Here is a 15076-nt window from a genome sequence, read left to right on the forward strand (position 1 = left end):
TCGCCTACCTCCGCGCCGTCGTCGTCCCCACCGGGGTGTACGCCGCGTCCGAGGACTGGGGCGCCGAAGGACTCGCCGAACGGATCGAACGGGCCGCGGCGGAGCTGGCCGCGCTGATGCCGTTGGCTCCGCGGCGGGAGGAGGAGGCCGTTGTGCCCTTCGCCGAACAGCTCGCGGCGCTGCGGCGCTGACTTCGCCCACCCACCCGGCCCGGCCGGCCGAGAGGTCGCCGTTTCGGGTGGGTGGCGACTCGGTCGGCCGAGCGGTTCGGGGGGTTTGTCGGTTGCCTCTGTGACGGTGAGAGGCCGGTAAAAAGGGTGATCGTAGGTCCGGCGGGCCCGGTCGAACCGCCGGAGGCCTTGGCAGACTGGGGATGTGCCCCAGACTGTGCTGCTCGCCGAAGACGACCGTGCCATCCGTCATGCCCTGGAGCGTGCCCTGACGCTGGAGGGGTACGAGGTCACGGCGGTCGCCGACGGCGTGGAAGCGCTGGCGCAGGCGCACCGCAACCCGCCGGACGTGCTCGTCCTCGACGTGATGATGCCGGGCATCGACGGGCTCCAGGTGTGCCGGGTGCTGCGCGCCGAGGGGGACCGCACGCCCATCCTCATGCTCACGGCCCTCGTGGAGACCGCCGACCGCATCGCGGGTCTGGACGCCGGCGCCGACGACTACGTGGTCAAGCCGTTCGACGTCGAGGAGGTCTTCGCCCGGCTGCGTGCGCTGCTGCGCCGTACGAGCCCGGTGCCCGTCCCCGGAGGCGGCCCGGAGGGCGCGGTCCGTGAGGCGCAGGTCCCCTCCGACCGGCAGGTGGAGGCCGCCGGGCTCCGCATGGACCTCCAGGCCCGCCGGGCCTGGCGCGGCCGGCGCGAGCTGGAACTGACCCGCACCGAGTTCGAGCTGCTGGAGCTGCTGGTGCGCAACGCCGGCATCGTGCTCGACCACTCCACGATCTACGACCGCATCTGGGGCTACGACTTCGGCCCCGGCTCCAAGAACCTCGCCGTCTACGTCGGCTATCTGCGCCGCAAGCTGGACGAGCCCGGTGCCCCGCAGCTGATCCACACCGTGCGGGGTGTGGGTTACGTGCTCCGGGAGGACTAGGTGGGCCGCCGGTGGCTGCCGGACCGGCCCCGGCCGAAGCTGGTCTCCCTGCGCACCACCTTCGCGGTCTCCTTCGCGGCCGTCACCGCCGCGGTCACGGTCCTCGTCGGCATCATGTCGTACAACTCCGCCGCGCGGCTCGTCCGTGTGGACCAGCAGTCGGTGTTCACGGAGGTCGTGCAGGACGTCCAGGACGAGGTGCGGCAGCACACGATGGGCCCGGAGGACTTCTCCTCCTCCCGTCCGGGGCACGATCTGGTCCGCCCGGCCCGCACCGACGTCCAGGTGCTCGGTGCGCGGGGGCAGATCATGGACCACGGCAGCCCGGTGCTGCCGGTCACCTCCCGGGACCGGGCCATGGCGGTCGCGTGGTCGGCCGGGAGGGTGGTCGAGCACAAGGACGTGCGGGTGGACGCGGACCTGTTCCGCATCGCCACCGTCTCGCTCGGGAACGGGCGGGGGGCCGTCCAGGTCGCGCAGGAGTTCAGCGACACCGAGGATCTGCTGCGGGCGCTCCAGCAGCGGACGCTGATCCTGATGGCGGCGGTCGTGGTGGCGGCCGGGCTGTTCGGCTGGTGGCTGGCCCGGCGGATCACCCGGCGCCTGGTGATCCTGACGTCGGCCGCCGAGGACGTCGCCCGCACCCGGCAGCTGGGCATCCAGGTGCCGGTGGCCGGGCTCGACGAGGTGGGGCGTCTCGGCCGTGCCTTCGACCGGATGCTGGGGCGGCTCGCGCAGTCGGAGGAGGACCAGCGCAGGCTGGTGCAGGACGCCGGCCACGAACTCCGCACCCCGTTGACCTCCCTCCGTACGAACATCTCGCTGCTGCGGCGGATCGACGAACTCCCGCCCGCCACTCGGGAGGATCTGGTCGCCGACCTCTCCCAGGAGGCCCGGGAACTGACCGACCTGGTCAACGAGCTGGTCGACCTCGCGGCCGGGCAGTCGGACAGCGAGCCGCCCCAGCGGGTGGACCTCGCCGACCTCGCCGAGGACGTCGTGGGGCTGGCCCGGCGCCGTACCGGGCGGGAGATCGTGCTGCACGCGAGCGGCGACACGACGACCGACGGGCGGCCCGGGTTGCTCCAGCGGGCCATCTCCAACCTGGTCGAGAACGCGGCCAAGTTCGACCGGGGCGGCAAGGCGCCGATCGAGGTCGGCATCATGGGGCCGGCGCGGCCGGGCACGGTCCGGGTGGAGGTGCGGGACCGGGGGCCGGGGATCGCCGAGGGCGACCTCGTCCGCATCTTCGACCGCTTCTACCGTGCCGCCGACGCCCGCTCCCTGCCCGGCTCGGGCCTCGGCCTGTCCATCGTCCGCGAGGTCGCCATGTCCCACGGCGGAGCACCGTTCGCCTTCCGCCGGGAGGGCGGAGGCGCGGTCATCGGCTTCACGGTGGGCGGCGGGATCGTGCCGGGCGGCTGCAGCGGTACCTGACGGGCGGGGGCGGACGGGCGTGCGGGCCCGGGGCCGGGTCTTCCGGCGCGGTTCGGCGACGGCCGTGGCCTCGCCGGGGCTCTCCGGACGGGACCGGATCGCGGTGTCCGGGCGGCGCGGGACGCGGTACCGCTCGTCCGGGACGTGCTCGCGGAGGCCGGCCCGGCGTACCGGCCGTTCGGGCGGGCCGAGCTGATCGACGCGGTGGTGCGCGGGGTGCCGGGGACGCGGGCCGGGGGGCCGCCGTTCCTCCGGATGGAGACGGCGGAGCGGCCCGGGCCGGCCGTGGGGGTGGAGAGGGACGCCGTACCGCTGTTCGAGCGGCACTTCCCGGAGTCGTACGCCCAGCCGGGGCGGCCCGGGGTGCGGCGGTGGGCCGGGGTGTACGGCGGGGACGGGCTGGCCCTGCTCGCGGTGGCCGCCGATGCGTGGTCCGCCGTGGGGTGCGGCTTCGTGGCGGGGGTGCTGACGGCTCCGGGTGCGCGGGGACTGGGCCTGGGCGCGGCGGTGTCCCGGTTCGTGGGGGACGCCTTGGTAAGGGACTTCGGACGGGCCGCGTTGATGGTGGACGCGGCCGACGTGGCGGCCGTCGCCGCGTACGAGCGGGTGGGGATGCGTGGGGTGCGTTCCGGGCCGCTGCGGTCGGTTGAGTACGCGTACCTACCCGGGGGCGGGTAGGTACGCCCATCCGTCCGCCGGGCTGGCCGCCGTAGCGTCGCCGTATGGCCGAGGAGACCGCACCCACCGCACCCACCGCCACGCCCGACGCCGGGACCGTGTCCGGGGGCCCCGCCCCCGCCGGGTCCGGGGCCCGTTCGCTCGGCCTCGGCTGTCTCGGCTGCGTCGGGGTGCTGCTCGTCGCCGTGGTCGCCCTGTTCGTCCGGCTCGCCTGGAACGCGGAGGACGCGACGGACTTCCCCCGCGTCGCGCCCGAGAAGACGGCGGACCGGGTCTTCGGGCACTCCCGGGAGGCGTACGACGTCCTCGGGTTCACGCGGCCGGTGCCGCCGGGTGTCGAGCGCGTCGGCGTCAGCACGCAGAACACGCTGGACGCCGGCTACTGCTACGACGGAGGGCTGCTGGGGCTGGAGGACAAGACCGTCGACGGCGCCTATCGGATGTCCCACGAGTGGGCGCTGGACCACGTGCCCGGGAGCCAGGCCGTGCCCGGTCTGCGCCGGCTGCACCAGCGGCTGGAGGACGACGGCTGGGAGGTCTCGTCGTACCGCGAGGGCGGGAAGGACAAGGACTGGTCGCTGTACGTGCAGCGGGACGGCGGGGAGGAGCGGATGTCCTTCACCTGGTTCCCGGACCGGCAGTACTTCATCGGCGGCGCCACCGCGCCGTGCGCCTACGACCCCGGGTGGTCGGACGACGGCAGCGAGGCCTACTCACCCGGCGACGCCGCCGGCTCCGTGCGACCGCCCGTCCTCGGGCCCGGGCGGCCATGAGCGGCCCGGCAGGGTGAGGAAGCCCTCCGCGCGGGCGCTCGCCAGGCCGATCCTCGGGATGTCGCTGCTCTTGGCGAAGAGGAGGAAGCGGGGTTCCCACACGGGGCGGTACTTGGCGTTCGCCCGGTAGAGGGACTCGATCTGCCACCAGCGGGAGAAGAAGGTGAGGGTCGAGCGCCACAGGCGCAGCACCGGGCCCGCGCCGAGGCGGGCGCCGCGTTCGAAGACCGAGCGGAACATCGCGAAGTTGAGCGAGACCCGGTCGATCCCCAACTCCTCCGCCCGGAGGAGGAGTTCGACGACCATGTACTCCATCAGGCCGTTCTCGCAGGCGCGGTCGCGGCGCATCAGGTCCAGGGAGAGGCCGCGCTCTCCCCAGGGCACGAAGCTGAGCAGGGCGCGCGGTTCGCCGTTCGCGTCCCGGCACTCCAGCATCACGCAGCGGCCGTCGGCCGGGTCGCCGAGGCGGCCGAGGGCCATGGAGAAGCCGCGTTCGGTGGCGCCGTCCCGCCAGCGGTCGGCGCGGTCCACGAGGACGGCCATCTCCTCGGCCGGGATGTCCTCGTGGCGGCGGACGCGGACGGTGCAGCCGGCCCGGCGGACCCGGTTGTGGGCCTGGCGGACCACGCGCATGGCCCGGCCTTCGAGGGAGAAGTCGGCGAGGTCCACGATCGCCTCGTCGCCGAGTTCCAGCGCGTCCAGGCCGTGCCGGGCGTAGACGGTGCCCGCTTCCTCGCTCGCCCCCATCACGGCCGGGGTCCAGGCGTGCCGGCGGGCCTCGGCGAGCCAGGCGTCGATGGCGCCGGGCCAGGCCTCGGGGTCGCCGAGCGGGTCGCCGGAGGCGAGGCTGACCCCGCCGACGACGCGGTAGGCGATGGCCGCCTTGCCGCTGGGGGAGAAGACGACGGCCTTGTCGCGGCGCAGGGCGAAGTAGCCGAGCGAGTCGCGCTCACCGTGGCGGTCCAGCAGCTCGCGCAGCCTGTCTTCGTCCTCCCGCGCGAGCAGGCAGGCGCCGCGCGGGGCGCGGAAGCAGGCGTAGAGGACCGCGAGGAACGCCACGGCCGTCAGGACGTTGACGATCACGTCCACCCAGCGGGGGGCCTGGACGGCGGTGACGCGGTCGGCGAGCGGGCCGACGCTGATGCCGCGCAGCAGGGTGTAGGCGATCTCGTCCCCGAGACCGACGCCGGTGACCTTGTTCGTCGCGTGGACCAGGAGCGTGCCGAGGCCGCCGCCGACGAGGGTGCCGCCGACGCCGGTGACGAGGGCCAGGCGCGGGTTGGAGCGGTCGCCGATGGCGTCGAACTCGCGGCGCCCGATCAGCAGGGCGGCGACGAACAGGCCGGTGAGGGCGGTGGAGACCCAGTTGAAGGCGTGCTCGCGGTAGGGGGCGCGGGTGAGGGCGACGGCGTAGAGGCCGAAGAGGGGGCCGGCGAGGAGGAGGTTGAACAGCCAGGCGGCTCGTTTGCGGCGGCGCATCACCACCGCGAGGAACAGGGCGAGGGCCGCCGAGATCAGGCCGGCGGTGGCCAGGTACGGGGTGAAGTACTCGCCCGCGTTGTGCTCGTGCACCTCTTCGCGGAAGGGGAGGGACACGACCGCCGCCAGGTTCAGCACGGCCAGCAGGCGCAGGTACCAGACGGTGGCGGTGGCGGCGCGGGTGCGCAGCCGGTCGTCGCCGCCGATGCGGGGGAGGCGGGGGGAGAGGACGCGGACGGCGCGGCGGGGAGCGGGGATCCGCGGCGGGACCGGGGTCGGCTGTGGTGCGGTGGTCGTCCGCTGTTCGGACGTCGTCTGTGGTGCGGGCATGCGACTGGTCACCCTTGGGGACGGGGACGGGGCACCGCAGACCCTACAGCTTGTAGGGTGACGGCGGACGGGAAGCCGCACAGTCGGCGCACAGCCTCTCATCCTCCGGCGGCCCTCAGTCGCCGCCTCCGCGCCGGGCCGCCGTCAGCAGCCAGGCCAGGTTGCCCACCGCCGCCCCGGCGGCCACCGCGGCGACGATCACCCCGCCGGTCGCCAGACCGTCGCTGAACAGGTGCGGGCGCCGGTCCAGGCTGTGCAGCCCGAAGCCGCACAGCTCGTACACGCCGACGGCGGCGATCACCAGGCTGACGATCAGCACGGTCAGCGTCGGCGCGAGGCTGCGCACGCAGACATCCGTGCCGGGCTCCGCTTCCGTGGTGTCCTGCATGGGTCCCCCGTTGAACAGACGTGTGAACAGCCCGGTGGCCGTTGGCGTTTGGGAACCTACAATACGTAGGGTCGATTAGGGTCGACGCCGTGCGGATCTACATCAGCGTGGACATGGAAGGCATCACCGGGCTCGTCGACGCCGACGACGTCCAGCCCGGCGGCCGGGACTACGAGCGCGGCCGCGCCATGATGGCCGAGGACGTGAACGCCGCCGTACGGGGCGCGCTCGCGGCCGGCGCGGCCGACATCCTGGTCAACGACGCGCACGGGCCGATGCGCAATTTGCTCCCCGAGGCGCTGCACCCGGCGGTCCGCCTGGTGCGCGGCAGGCCCAAGCAGCTCGGCATGCTGGAGGGGCTGACCGGGGAGTACGACGCCGCGCTGTGCGTCGGCTATCACTCCCGCGCCGGTGCGCTGGGCGTGCTCAGCCACAGCTTCATGGGCCACGAGATCGAGGACATGTGGCTGGACGGCCGCCCGGTCGGCGAGATCGGCCTGGCCCACGCCACGGCCGCGGCCCTCGGGGTGCCCGTGGTGGCCCTCACGGGTGACGACGCGGCGTGCGCGGAGATGACGGAGTGGGACGCGTCGGTCGTCACCGTCCCGGTGAAGTATGCGCGCGACCGGTTCGCGGCCGAGCTGCGGCCGGAGGCGGAGGCGCGGGGGGCCATCGAGGAGGCGGTCGCCCGGGCGCTGACCCCGGGCCCGGGCCGCCCCGCACCCCCGGCCGCCGAGGCCACCCTGACCGTCCGCTGGCAGTCCGCCTCGGTCGCCGCCACCCTGCTCGGCATCCCCGGTGTGACGGCCGAGGATGCCAGGACGGTCCGGGCGACCGGTGAACTGCCCGCGCTGTACCGGCAGTTCGGGGTGTGGATGCGGGTGGCGGCGTCGCTCACCAACCAGCCGCCGTACTGCTGACGTCCGCCGGGCGCAGACGCGGGCCGCGCGGGCGCGGTCGCCGCAGCGGGTGGAGGTCCAGTGAGGGCGGCCGGGTGGGGCTGAGGTCCACCGGTACGCGGCGGAGCCGAGGCCGGGACGGGCAGGAACCGGGCAGGTCCGAGGCTCGTCGGGCCGGGTAGGGCCGCCCGGCCTAGATGCGCAGCGCGCTGCCGTCACCGCCCGCTGGACGTATGGTCCGTATATGAGTGCCGTCTGGTCCGGCCGGTGCGGTGACGCGCCGCCGGAACCGCCCTCTCGTCGCCACCGGTGCCCCCGCACAGGAGGGTGAAGCGTGTCCGACACCGCCACTGACCCTCGCTCATCCGGCTCCGGACCGGAAGCCGTGGACTCCGTCCTGGATCAGTGCGCACGGGAGACGGGTGCCTACGCCGGCGCGGTCTACGTCCTGTCCGCCGACGGGCAGGTACTCCAGCTCGCGGTGCTGAGCGGGATCTCCCGGCGGATCGCCTCGCCCTGGGCACGCGTCCCGTTGCCGGCCGCGAGCCCGGTGAGCGACGCCGTGCGGCGGGGGGACCTGGTGTGGATCGGCAGCCAGGAGGAGCTGGCGCGCCGCTATCCGCAGCTCGCGCTCGTCCTGCCGCATCCGTTCGCCCTGGTCGCCGCGCCGATCGTCACCGGCGCACGGACGTGGGGCGGTCTGGTGCTGCACTGGTCCAGCGCGCACCCTCCCACGCTGAGCGCACAGGAGCGTGAGGTGATCGGCGACGCCTGCCGTCGCCTGGGCCGGATCCTGCGGCAGGCCGCCGACAGCGGCCGCGCGGTGGCCGGGCCCGAGCCGCGGATCCTGTCCCCGCCCCGGAACCGCGCCGCCGGACCGGCCGAAGCGCAGGCCGCGGCCGACTTCGCCGAGCGCCTGCCCAGCGGCTGTTGCGCGCTCGACCCGGACGGCCGGATCACCTTCCTCACCACCGCCGCGGCGGAGCTGCTCGGCGCCGGCATCCCCGACCTGCTGGGCGCCCGGCCCTGGGAGGCGCTGGCGTGGCTGGACAACCCGGTGGCCGAGGACCGCTACCGGGCCGCCGTGCTGAGCCGCCGGCCGACGTCCTTCACCGCCCGGCGGCCCCCCGACCAGTGGCTGTCGTTCCACCTGTACCCGGACGCGTCCGGCATCAGCGTGCGCGTCGTCCCGACGTCCTCGGCCGACGCCGTGCACCCTCCGCATCTGCTGCACCCCGCACCCGCGGCGGAACCCGGCCGGGCCACGGCCCTCTACCACCTGATGCACCTGGCCGCCACGCTCACCGAAGCGGTCGGCGTCCAGGACGTCGTCGAAAGGGTCGCCGACCAGATCCTGCCCGCCTTCGGCGCCCAGGCCCTCGCTCTGATGGCCGCGGAGGAGGGCAGACTGCGGATCATCGGCTACCACGGCTACTCCGCCCAGCTCATGGACCGCTTCGACGCGGCTCCCCTCACCTCCGACACCCCGGCGGTGCACGTCCTGACGACAGGGATCCCGAGCTTCTTCGGCACCTTCGACGACCTCAAACGGGCCTATCCCCCCGCCGTCCTCCAGGACGACATGGCCGCCTGGGCGTTCCTGCCGCTGATCACCTCCGGACGCCCCGTCGGCTCGCTGGTGCTCGCTTACGACCGCCCGCGCGCCTTTCCCGCCGAGGAGCGCTCTGTTCTCACCTCGACCGCCGGGCTGATCGCCCAGGCACTGGACCGCGCCCGCCTCTACGACGCCACACAGCAGCTCGCCCACGACCTCCAGGCCGGCCTGCTGCCCCGCACCCTGCCCCGCATCCCCGGCCTCGACGTGGCCGCCCGCTACCTTCTCGCCAGTTACGGCATGGACGTCGGTGGGGACTTCTACGACCTCATCCGCCTCGGCGAGGCATCCGCCGCCGCGGCCATCGGAGACGTCCAAGGGCACAACGTCCAGGCCGCCACCCTCATGGGACAGGTCCGCACCGCCGTGCACGCCACCGCCGGCGCACCCCCCGGCGAGGTCCTCGCCCGCACCAACCGCCTGCTCACCGACCTAGACGCCGGCCTGTTCACGAGCTGTCTCTACGCCGACCTCGACCTCGCCCACCACGGCGCCTGCCTGGCCACCGCCGGACATCCCCCGCCGATCCTGCGCCATCCGGACGGCCACGCCGAGATCCTCCGGCTGCCTCCCGGACTCCTGCTCGGCATCGACCCCGCGGCCGACTACCCGACGACGAACGTCCCGCTGCCTCCCGGTGCCGTGCTCGCCCTGTACACCGACGGGCTCGTCGAGGCCCCCGGCACCGACATCGAGGACGCGATCACGGCTCTCGCCGACCAACTCGCCCACGCGCGCAATCAGTCCATGGACACCCTCGCCGACACCCTCATCACCCGCGCCCAGCGCACCACGGCCCGCACCGACGACGTCGCCCTGCTCCTGATCAGCCCGCACCGCTCGCGTGCACCGGGTTCACCGTGACACCGCGGACGGCCAGAAAGTGGCCGTCGGCCTTCCGGGGTTCAGCCGAGCCAGGCGAGTGGGTCTTCCTCGTCCTCCCCGGATGCCCGGAACGTCGTAAAAGCGACAGGGAGTCCCAGCTCTGCGAGACCTGCGAGCACGTCTGGCGAGAAGGAGAGTTCCGTCCCTGACTCGGCAACGCCTGCCACCTCGACCCTCACCGATTTTCCCGCCTCCTTCAGCGCGTCGAGCGCCGACGTGCGGGAGCCCAGGAATCCGATGAGTTCCGCGGCCTGTTCGTCGGCGCTTCGGCCTTCACTGGAATCCACTTTTCGACCTGATACGACCAGGGATGTGCTCAAGTCACCCCAGGGCTTCGATTCCGCCGCAGGTTGCATTTCCATGATTGCCACCTCAGCGTTCGTTCATGCTGGCCACAACCCTGAGCGGGAATCCCAGGAGGGCGATTCGCTGGATCTCTTCCGATCGGAGAGCAAGAGTGGAGCCGTGTCCGGAGAACCCGAACAGGCTGACGGTCACCTCGTACCCCCGCTCGGCCAGTCCCCTGAGCTCGGTCCGCTTCCGTTCCGCGACAGAAAGGACACGGTCCAACTGTGCGTGGAAGTCCCGGCTGGTGCGCTCGTCGCAGCTGATCCTCCACTGTCCGTCGATCTCGCCCGGGCGGTCCCATTCAGCAAGGCCCGGATGTCGCACCCCAGTGGGCTCGACGGCAAGGAAGGAAGTGATCTCTTCGGGGCGCAGATCCCTTCCCTTGATGACGAGCGACACCTCCGTCAACACCCAGGAACGCTTCCCCGCCACATCCATACATGGCTCCCCACGGCCCATGACGAGGGCGGGGTCCGAAAACCCCGCCCACTGTCAGAGAAATCCCGGCTCAGGGCCAGACGAGGCAATAAGGCTGATGCCCCGCCTCATGCAACCGGTGGCTGAAGTCCTGCCATTCGTGGAGCAACTGGTACACGTTGAACGCGTCCCGCGGGCCACCCCGGTCGGGGACCGTCGACCAGATGAAGGCTGCCGCGCCGACCGCTTCCTCGCCGATGCCGCGGAGGGGGTCGACGACCGTCATGGGGAGTTTGACGACCGCGTAGTCGGGGTGCAGGACGACCAGTTCCAGGGGTGGCACCTTGTGCAGGGGGACGCCCTCGATGCCGGTGAGCACCATCGCGGCCATCGTCTCCGGCTTGATCTTGGTGAACATGCCGTTCATGCCCAGCTCGTCGCCGCCGAGTTCCTCGGGACGCATCGAGATGGGGACGCGGGCCGCGGTCGCGCCGTCCGGCGCGCCGAAGTATTTGTACGTCACCCCCACCCGACCACCATTCCTGCTCCCCGCCCGGAGGCGGTCGGCCCGCTGGTCGAGCCGGCGGTCGAGATCCCGGTCGATCTGCCGGTCGTACCGCTCGGGCTCACTCGGTACACCCTGTGTCTGCCGTGCGTCGGTCTGACGTGTCTCGGTCGTTTCCTCCGCGTCGCGCCGGTGCCTTCCCCGCCGGGCACGTCGAGGACCCAGGTCATCAGTCCCCTCGCCCAGTCCGCCACCGCGATGCATATCTCCACCCGACTGCTTTTCTAGGACGCGTGGCCCCCGCCGCGCAACCCGATCATCGTGTCAGTGACCTCCCCCACGGCCGCCCGCCGAAACGTGCGGTGGAACAACAGTCCACGCGGGGGGATTCCCGGCCCTGATCATCCGGCCCCTGATGAGTACGTGCGTATGGGCTTTGTGTATCAGGTCTCAGTCTCGCAGATGAGCGATGGCACCGCTGTGATCTTGGCGCCCGCCGCGTCCGATCTTGGAACCCGCCGCGTCCGATCCTGCGCCCGCCGCGTCCGATCGCGGCGTCGAGCGCGGTCCGGCCGGGGCTCGGCGCGCCCTTCGGCCTACCCTGAGGAGGTCACCCCGCAACCGGAGTCCGAGAAGCCGGAGTAGTCGCACGTCATGAGTGCCATGAGCGAAACGCCCTATCCCTACGACGCGCCCGTCTCACAGGCGCTCTTCGACCGCGCCTCCGTCGTCACCCCGGGCGGGGTCAACTCCCCGGTGCGGGCCTTCCGCGCCGTCGGCGGCACGCCCCGGTTCATGGTGTCGGGCACGGGGGCCTACCTGACCGACGCCGACGGACGCGAGTACGTCGACCTCGTGTGCTCCTGGGGGCCGATGATCCTCGGGCACGCGCACCCCGAGGTCATCGCCGCCGTCCAGGAGGCCGTGGCCCGGGGTACGTCCTTCGGCACGCCCGGCGAGGGCGAGGTCGCGCTCGCCGAGGAGATCGTCGCCCGGGTCGAGCCCGTCGAGCAGGTGCGGCTCGTCAGCAGCGGGACCGAGGCGACCATGTCCGCCATCCGGCTCGCCCGCGGGTTCACCCAGCGGTCCAAGGTGATCAAGTTCGCCGGCTGCTACCACGGGCACGTCGACTCGCTGCTCGCCGCGGCCGGCAGTGGCGTCGCCACCTTCGCGCTGCCCGACACCCCCGGAGTCACCGGTGCCCAGGCAGGCGACACGATCGTGCTGCCGTACAACGACCTGGAGGCCGTGCAGGAGGCCTTCCACCGGCACCCCGGGGAGATCGCCTGTGTGATCACCGAGGCGTCGCCGGGCAACATGGGCGTCGTGCCGCCGGACCCGGGCTTCAACCAGGCCCTGAAGGACTCCTGCCGGCGCAATGGCGCCCTGTTCATCTCCGACGAGGTGATGACCGGCTTCCGCACCAGCCGCGCCGGGTGGTACGGCGTCGAGGGCGTCGCACCCGACCTGATGACCTTCGGCAAGGTCATGGGCGGCGGGTTCCCGGCCGCCGCGTTCGGCGGGCGCGCCGACGTGATGGCCCACCTCGCCCCCGCCGGGCCCGTGTACCAGGCCGGCACCCTCTCCGGCAACCCCGTCGCCACCGCCGCCGGTCTCGCCCAGCTCCGGCTGCTCGACGACGCCGCCTACGACAAGGTCGACGCCGTCTCCGAGCAGATCCGGACGCTCGTCAGCGAGGCGCTGTCGAAGGAGGGCGTCGCGCACCGCGTGCAGAACGCCTCCAACATGTTCTCCGTGTTCTTCACGGACCGGCAGGTGCGCGACTACGAGGACGCCAAGCGGCAGCAGTCGTACCGTTTCACCGCGTTCTTCCACTCGATGCTGGCGAACGGCGTCTACCTGCCGCCGTCGTCCTTCGAGTCCTGGTTCGTGTCCACGGCCCATGACGAGCGGGCCATTCAGAAGATCGCCGACGCCCTTCCGGCGGCGGCCCGGGCGGCTGCGGAGGCCACGGCAGAATGAGCGACAGCAGCAAGGACGTCACCGTCGTCCACCTCATGCGGCACGGCGAGGTCGAGAACCCGGACGGGATCCTGTACGGGCGGCTGCCCGGCTACCACCTGTCCGAGCTGGGCCGGCGGATGGCCGAGCGGGTCGCCGAGCACCTGGCCCCGCGCGACGTCACCTATGTCTGCGCCTCCCCGCTGGAGCGGGCGCAGGAGACCGCCACGCCGATCGCCAAGGCGCAGGGGCTGGATCTCGACACCGACGAGCGGCTGATCGAGGCCGAGAACATCTTCCAGGGCAAGACGTTCGGCGTCGGCGACGGCGCGCTGCGCAATCCGGACAACTGGAAGCACCTCGTCAACCCGTTCCGGCCGTCCTGGGGCGAGCCGTACGTGGACCAGGTCGTCCGGATGATGGGCGCGCTGAACGCGGCCAAGGACCGGGCGCGCGGGCACGAGGCGGTGCTGGTCAGCCATCAGCTGCCGATCTGGATCGTGCGCTCGTACGTCGAGCGGCGGCGGCTGTGGCACGACCCGCGCAAGCGGCAGTGCACCCTCGCCTCCCTGACGACTTTCACATACCTGGGTGACAAGATCGTGTCCGTGGGCTACAGCGAGCCCGCCATCGATCTGGTCCCGGTCCATCTGCGCGCCGGTGCCAAGCCCCAGAAGGGGAAGGGCACCGCCCAGGGGAAGGCCTTCGGCGCCTGACCGGTATCAGTCGTCACTGACGGTCCGTTTGATATCGCTTAGCGCACTTTTACGATCTCTGTTACGAAAAACATAAGAATCTTCGGAACCGCCCCGATCGTCCTGCGCTCTGACTGGGTGACCAGCAGGCAGCGACGAATCGGGGTTTTCCATGCCCACCTTCTCCCGGACCTTCTCCCGGCGGGGAATGCTCGGCCTCGGCGCGGGCGCGGCGGCCGCCGCCTCGCTGGCCGGCTGCGGGACCCTCACGTCCTCGGACGGCGGCGGCCACCCGAGCGGTTCCGGCCGGGGCAGGCCCGGGCGGGCGGGCGGCGGGAGCACCGCGCACCCGGCGCGGCCCATCGGTGACGGCTCCACCTCCTTCACCGGCAAGCAGCCGCACCAGCCGGCCAAGCCCGAGCCGCTGGAGCCGGGACAGACCCCGCCGCAGTTCGTGATCTTCTCCTGGGACGGCGCGGGCGAGGTCGGCAACGGCCTCTTCCCGCGCTTCCTGGACCTGGCCAAGGAGCACGGCGCGTCCATGACCTTCTTCCTCTCGGGGCTGTACCTGCTGCCCGAGTCGAAGAAGCGGCTGTACGAGCCGCCGAACAACCCGCGCGGCGCCTCCGACATCGGCTACCTCGCCGACGACCACGTCAAGGCAACGCTGACGAACGTGCGCCGGGCCTGGCTGGAGGGGCACGAGATCGGCACCCACTTCAACGGCCACTTCTGCGCCGGCACCGGCACGGTCGGCAACTGGACCCCGCAGCAGTGGGAGAGCGAGATCCGGCAGGCGAAGGCGTTCGTGAAGGAGTGGCGGACCAACACCGGCTGGACCGACCTGCCCGCGCTGCCGTTCGACTACGACAAGGAGCTGGTCGGCGGTCGTACGCCCTGTCTGCTCGGTCAGAACAACCTGCTGCCCACCGCCCGGAAGCTGGGCTGGCGCTACGACGCCTCCTCGCCGGGCGGCCGTCAGGTGTGGCCGGAGAAGAAGCTGGGGATCTGGGACCTGCCGTTGCAGCAGATACCTTTCCCCGGACGTTCCTTCGAGGTCCTGTCCATGGACTACAACATGCTCGCCAACCAGTCCCTGAACTCCACCAAGGCGCCCGCCTACAACTACCCCGCCTGGCGCAAGCAGTCCGCGCAGGCGTACATCCAGGGATTCCAGCGGGCATACGAGACAAACCGGGCACCGTTCTTCGTCGGCAACCACTTCGAGCAGTGGAACGGCGGCATCTACATGGACTCCGTCGAGGAGGCCTTCAAGCACATCGCGCGCGAGAAGGAGAAGGGGGCCGACGTACGGCTGGTCTCCTTCCGGCAGTTCGTGGACTGGATGGACGTACAGAAGCCCGAGGTGCTCGCCAAGCTGCGGACGCTCGAGGTCGGGCAGCGGCCGGCGGGCGGCTGGAAGGAGTTCCTGCGGGGCGGCAAGTCTGCCTCGTCCGGCGCGGCCTGAGTCGGTGCCCGATCGGGGTCAGGTGCCCGAAATGTCCTGTGTAAATACGCCCTGAAATGCGGTTTTCCGCCCGGCAGGGGGGCGCGCGAGATC

At 72.2% G+C, this 15076-nt stretch carries 14 protein-coding genes and 1 pseudogene; 10 read left to right on the forward strand and 5 right to left on the reverse strand.

Annotated features, from left to right (window positions below):
- The 5 genes and pseudogenes from OO52_RS03685 to OO52_RS03705 form a co-directional block, all read left to right on the forward strand.
- Window positions 1-191 (forward strand): annotated as a pseudogene (locus OO52_RS03685) (oxidoreductase); the annotation flags it as partial.
- Between the two features lie 196 nt (window positions 192-387).
- Window positions 388-1104, forward strand: a complete 717-nt coding sequence (locus OO52_RS03690; protein WP_030640896.1) for a response regulator transcription factor — start codon at window positions 388-390, stop codon at window positions 1102-1104.
- Window positions 1105-2541 carry a sensor histidine kinase gene (locus OO52_RS03695; RefSeq protein WP_030640898.1) on the forward strand — a complete coding sequence of 479 codons (1437 nt, stop codon included), beginning with the start codon at window positions 1105-1107 and terminating at the stop codon, window positions 2539-2541.
- Between the two features lie 144 nt (window positions 2542-2685).
- Window positions 2686-3219, forward strand: coding sequence for a GNAT family N-acetyltransferase (locus tag OO52_RS03700; RefSeq protein ID WP_051818195.1), 534 nt, complete (start codon window positions 2686-2688; stop codon window positions 3217-3219).
- A 44-nt stretch (window positions 3220-3263) separates the two neighbouring features.
- Window positions 3264-3992, forward strand: a complete 729-nt coding sequence (locus tag OO52_RS03705) for a hypothetical protein (protein ID WP_030640900.1) — start codon at window positions 3264-3266, stop codon at window positions 3990-3992.
- On the opposite strand, the gene OO52_RS03710 is transcribed toward OO52_RS03705, so the two are convergent.
- Together OO52_RS03710 and OO52_RS03715 are read right to left on the reverse strand one after the other, a co-directional pair.
- Entirely contained in the window at window positions 3933-5801 is a 1869-nt protein-coding gene (locus OO52_RS03710; RefSeq protein ID WP_051818197.1) for a phosphatidylglycerol lysyltransferase domain-containing protein, read from the reverse strand. The genes OO52_RS03705 and OO52_RS03710 overlap by 60 nt on opposite strands.
- Before the next feature lie 115 nt (window positions 5802-5916).
- Window positions 5917-6189, reverse strand: coding sequence for a hypothetical protein (locus OO52_RS03715; RefSeq protein ID WP_030640905.1), 273 nt, complete (start codon window positions 6187-6189; stop codon window positions 5917-5919).
- Between the two features lie 89 nt (window positions 6190-6278).
- On the opposite strand from OO52_RS03715, the gene OO52_RS03720 reads away from it, so the two are divergent.
- Window positions 6279-7109 carry a M55 family metallopeptidase gene (locus tag OO52_RS03720; RefSeq protein ID WP_030640907.1) on the forward strand — a complete coding sequence of 277 codons (831 nt, stop codon included), beginning with the start codon at window positions 6279-6281 and terminating at the stop codon, window positions 7107-7109.
- A 313-nt stretch (window positions 7110-7422) separates the two neighbouring features.
- Window positions 7423-9567 (forward strand): SpoIIE family protein phosphatase, encoded by a 2145-nt coding sequence (locus OO52_RS03725; protein WP_030640909.1) that lies wholly within the window; start codon window positions 7423-7425, stop codon window positions 9565-9567.
- A 41-nt stretch (window positions 9568-9608) separates the two neighbouring features.
- Here the strand turns inward: OO52_RS03725 and OO52_RS03730 are convergent, their stop codons facing one another.
- The 3 genes from OO52_RS03730 to OO52_RS03740 all read right to left on the reverse strand — a co-directional run bounded on the left by OO52_RS03730 (window position 9609) and on the right by OO52_RS03740 (window position 10882).
- Window positions 9609-9950: a hypothetical protein gene (locus tag OO52_RS03730; protein ID WP_158712470.1), complete on the reverse strand. Its 342-nt coding sequence runs from the start codon at window positions 9948-9950 to the stop codon at window positions 9609-9611.
- Between the two features lie 10 nt (window positions 9951-9960).
- Complete coding sequence (locus tag OO52_RS03735) at window positions 9961-10374, reverse strand: DUF4279 domain-containing protein (RefSeq protein ID WP_030640913.1); 414 nt, start codon at window positions 10372-10374, stop codon at window positions 9961-9963.
- 70 nt (window positions 10375-10444) lie between these two features.
- Window positions 10445-10882, reverse strand: a complete 438-nt coding sequence (locus OO52_RS03740) for a hypothetical protein (protein ID WP_003974483.1) — start codon at window positions 10880-10882, stop codon at window positions 10445-10447.
- Between the two features lie 639 nt (window positions 10883-11521).
- Here OO52_RS03740 and hemL point away from each other — a divergent pair.
- From hemL to OO52_RS03755, 3 genes are all read left to right on the forward strand, one after another.
- Window positions 11522-12841, forward strand: a complete 1320-nt coding sequence (hemL, locus tag OO52_RS03745) for a glutamate-1-semialdehyde 2,1-aminomutase (protein WP_030640915.1) — start codon at window positions 11522-11524, stop codon at window positions 12839-12841.
- Window positions 12838-13536 carry a histidine phosphatase family protein gene (locus tag OO52_RS03750; protein WP_030640917.1) on the forward strand — a complete coding sequence of 233 codons (699 nt, stop codon included), beginning with the start codon at window positions 12838-12840 and terminating at the stop codon, window positions 13534-13536. The genes hemL and OO52_RS03750 overlap by 4 nt, the downstream gene beginning before the upstream one ends.
- 151 nt (window positions 13537-13687) lie before the next feature.
- On the forward strand, window positions 13688-14983 hold the full coding sequence (locus OO52_RS03755) for a hypothetical protein (protein WP_030640919.1): 1296 nt from the start codon (window positions 13688-13690) through the stop codon (window positions 14981-14983).
- Window positions 14984-15076: the final 93 nt, after the last annotated feature.

The sequence above is a fragment of the Streptomyces flaveolus genome, assembly GCF_000716535.1.
GTDB classification, from domain to species: Bacteria; Actinomycetota; Actinomycetes; order Streptomycetales; family Streptomycetaceae; genus Streptomyces; species Streptomyces flaveolus_A.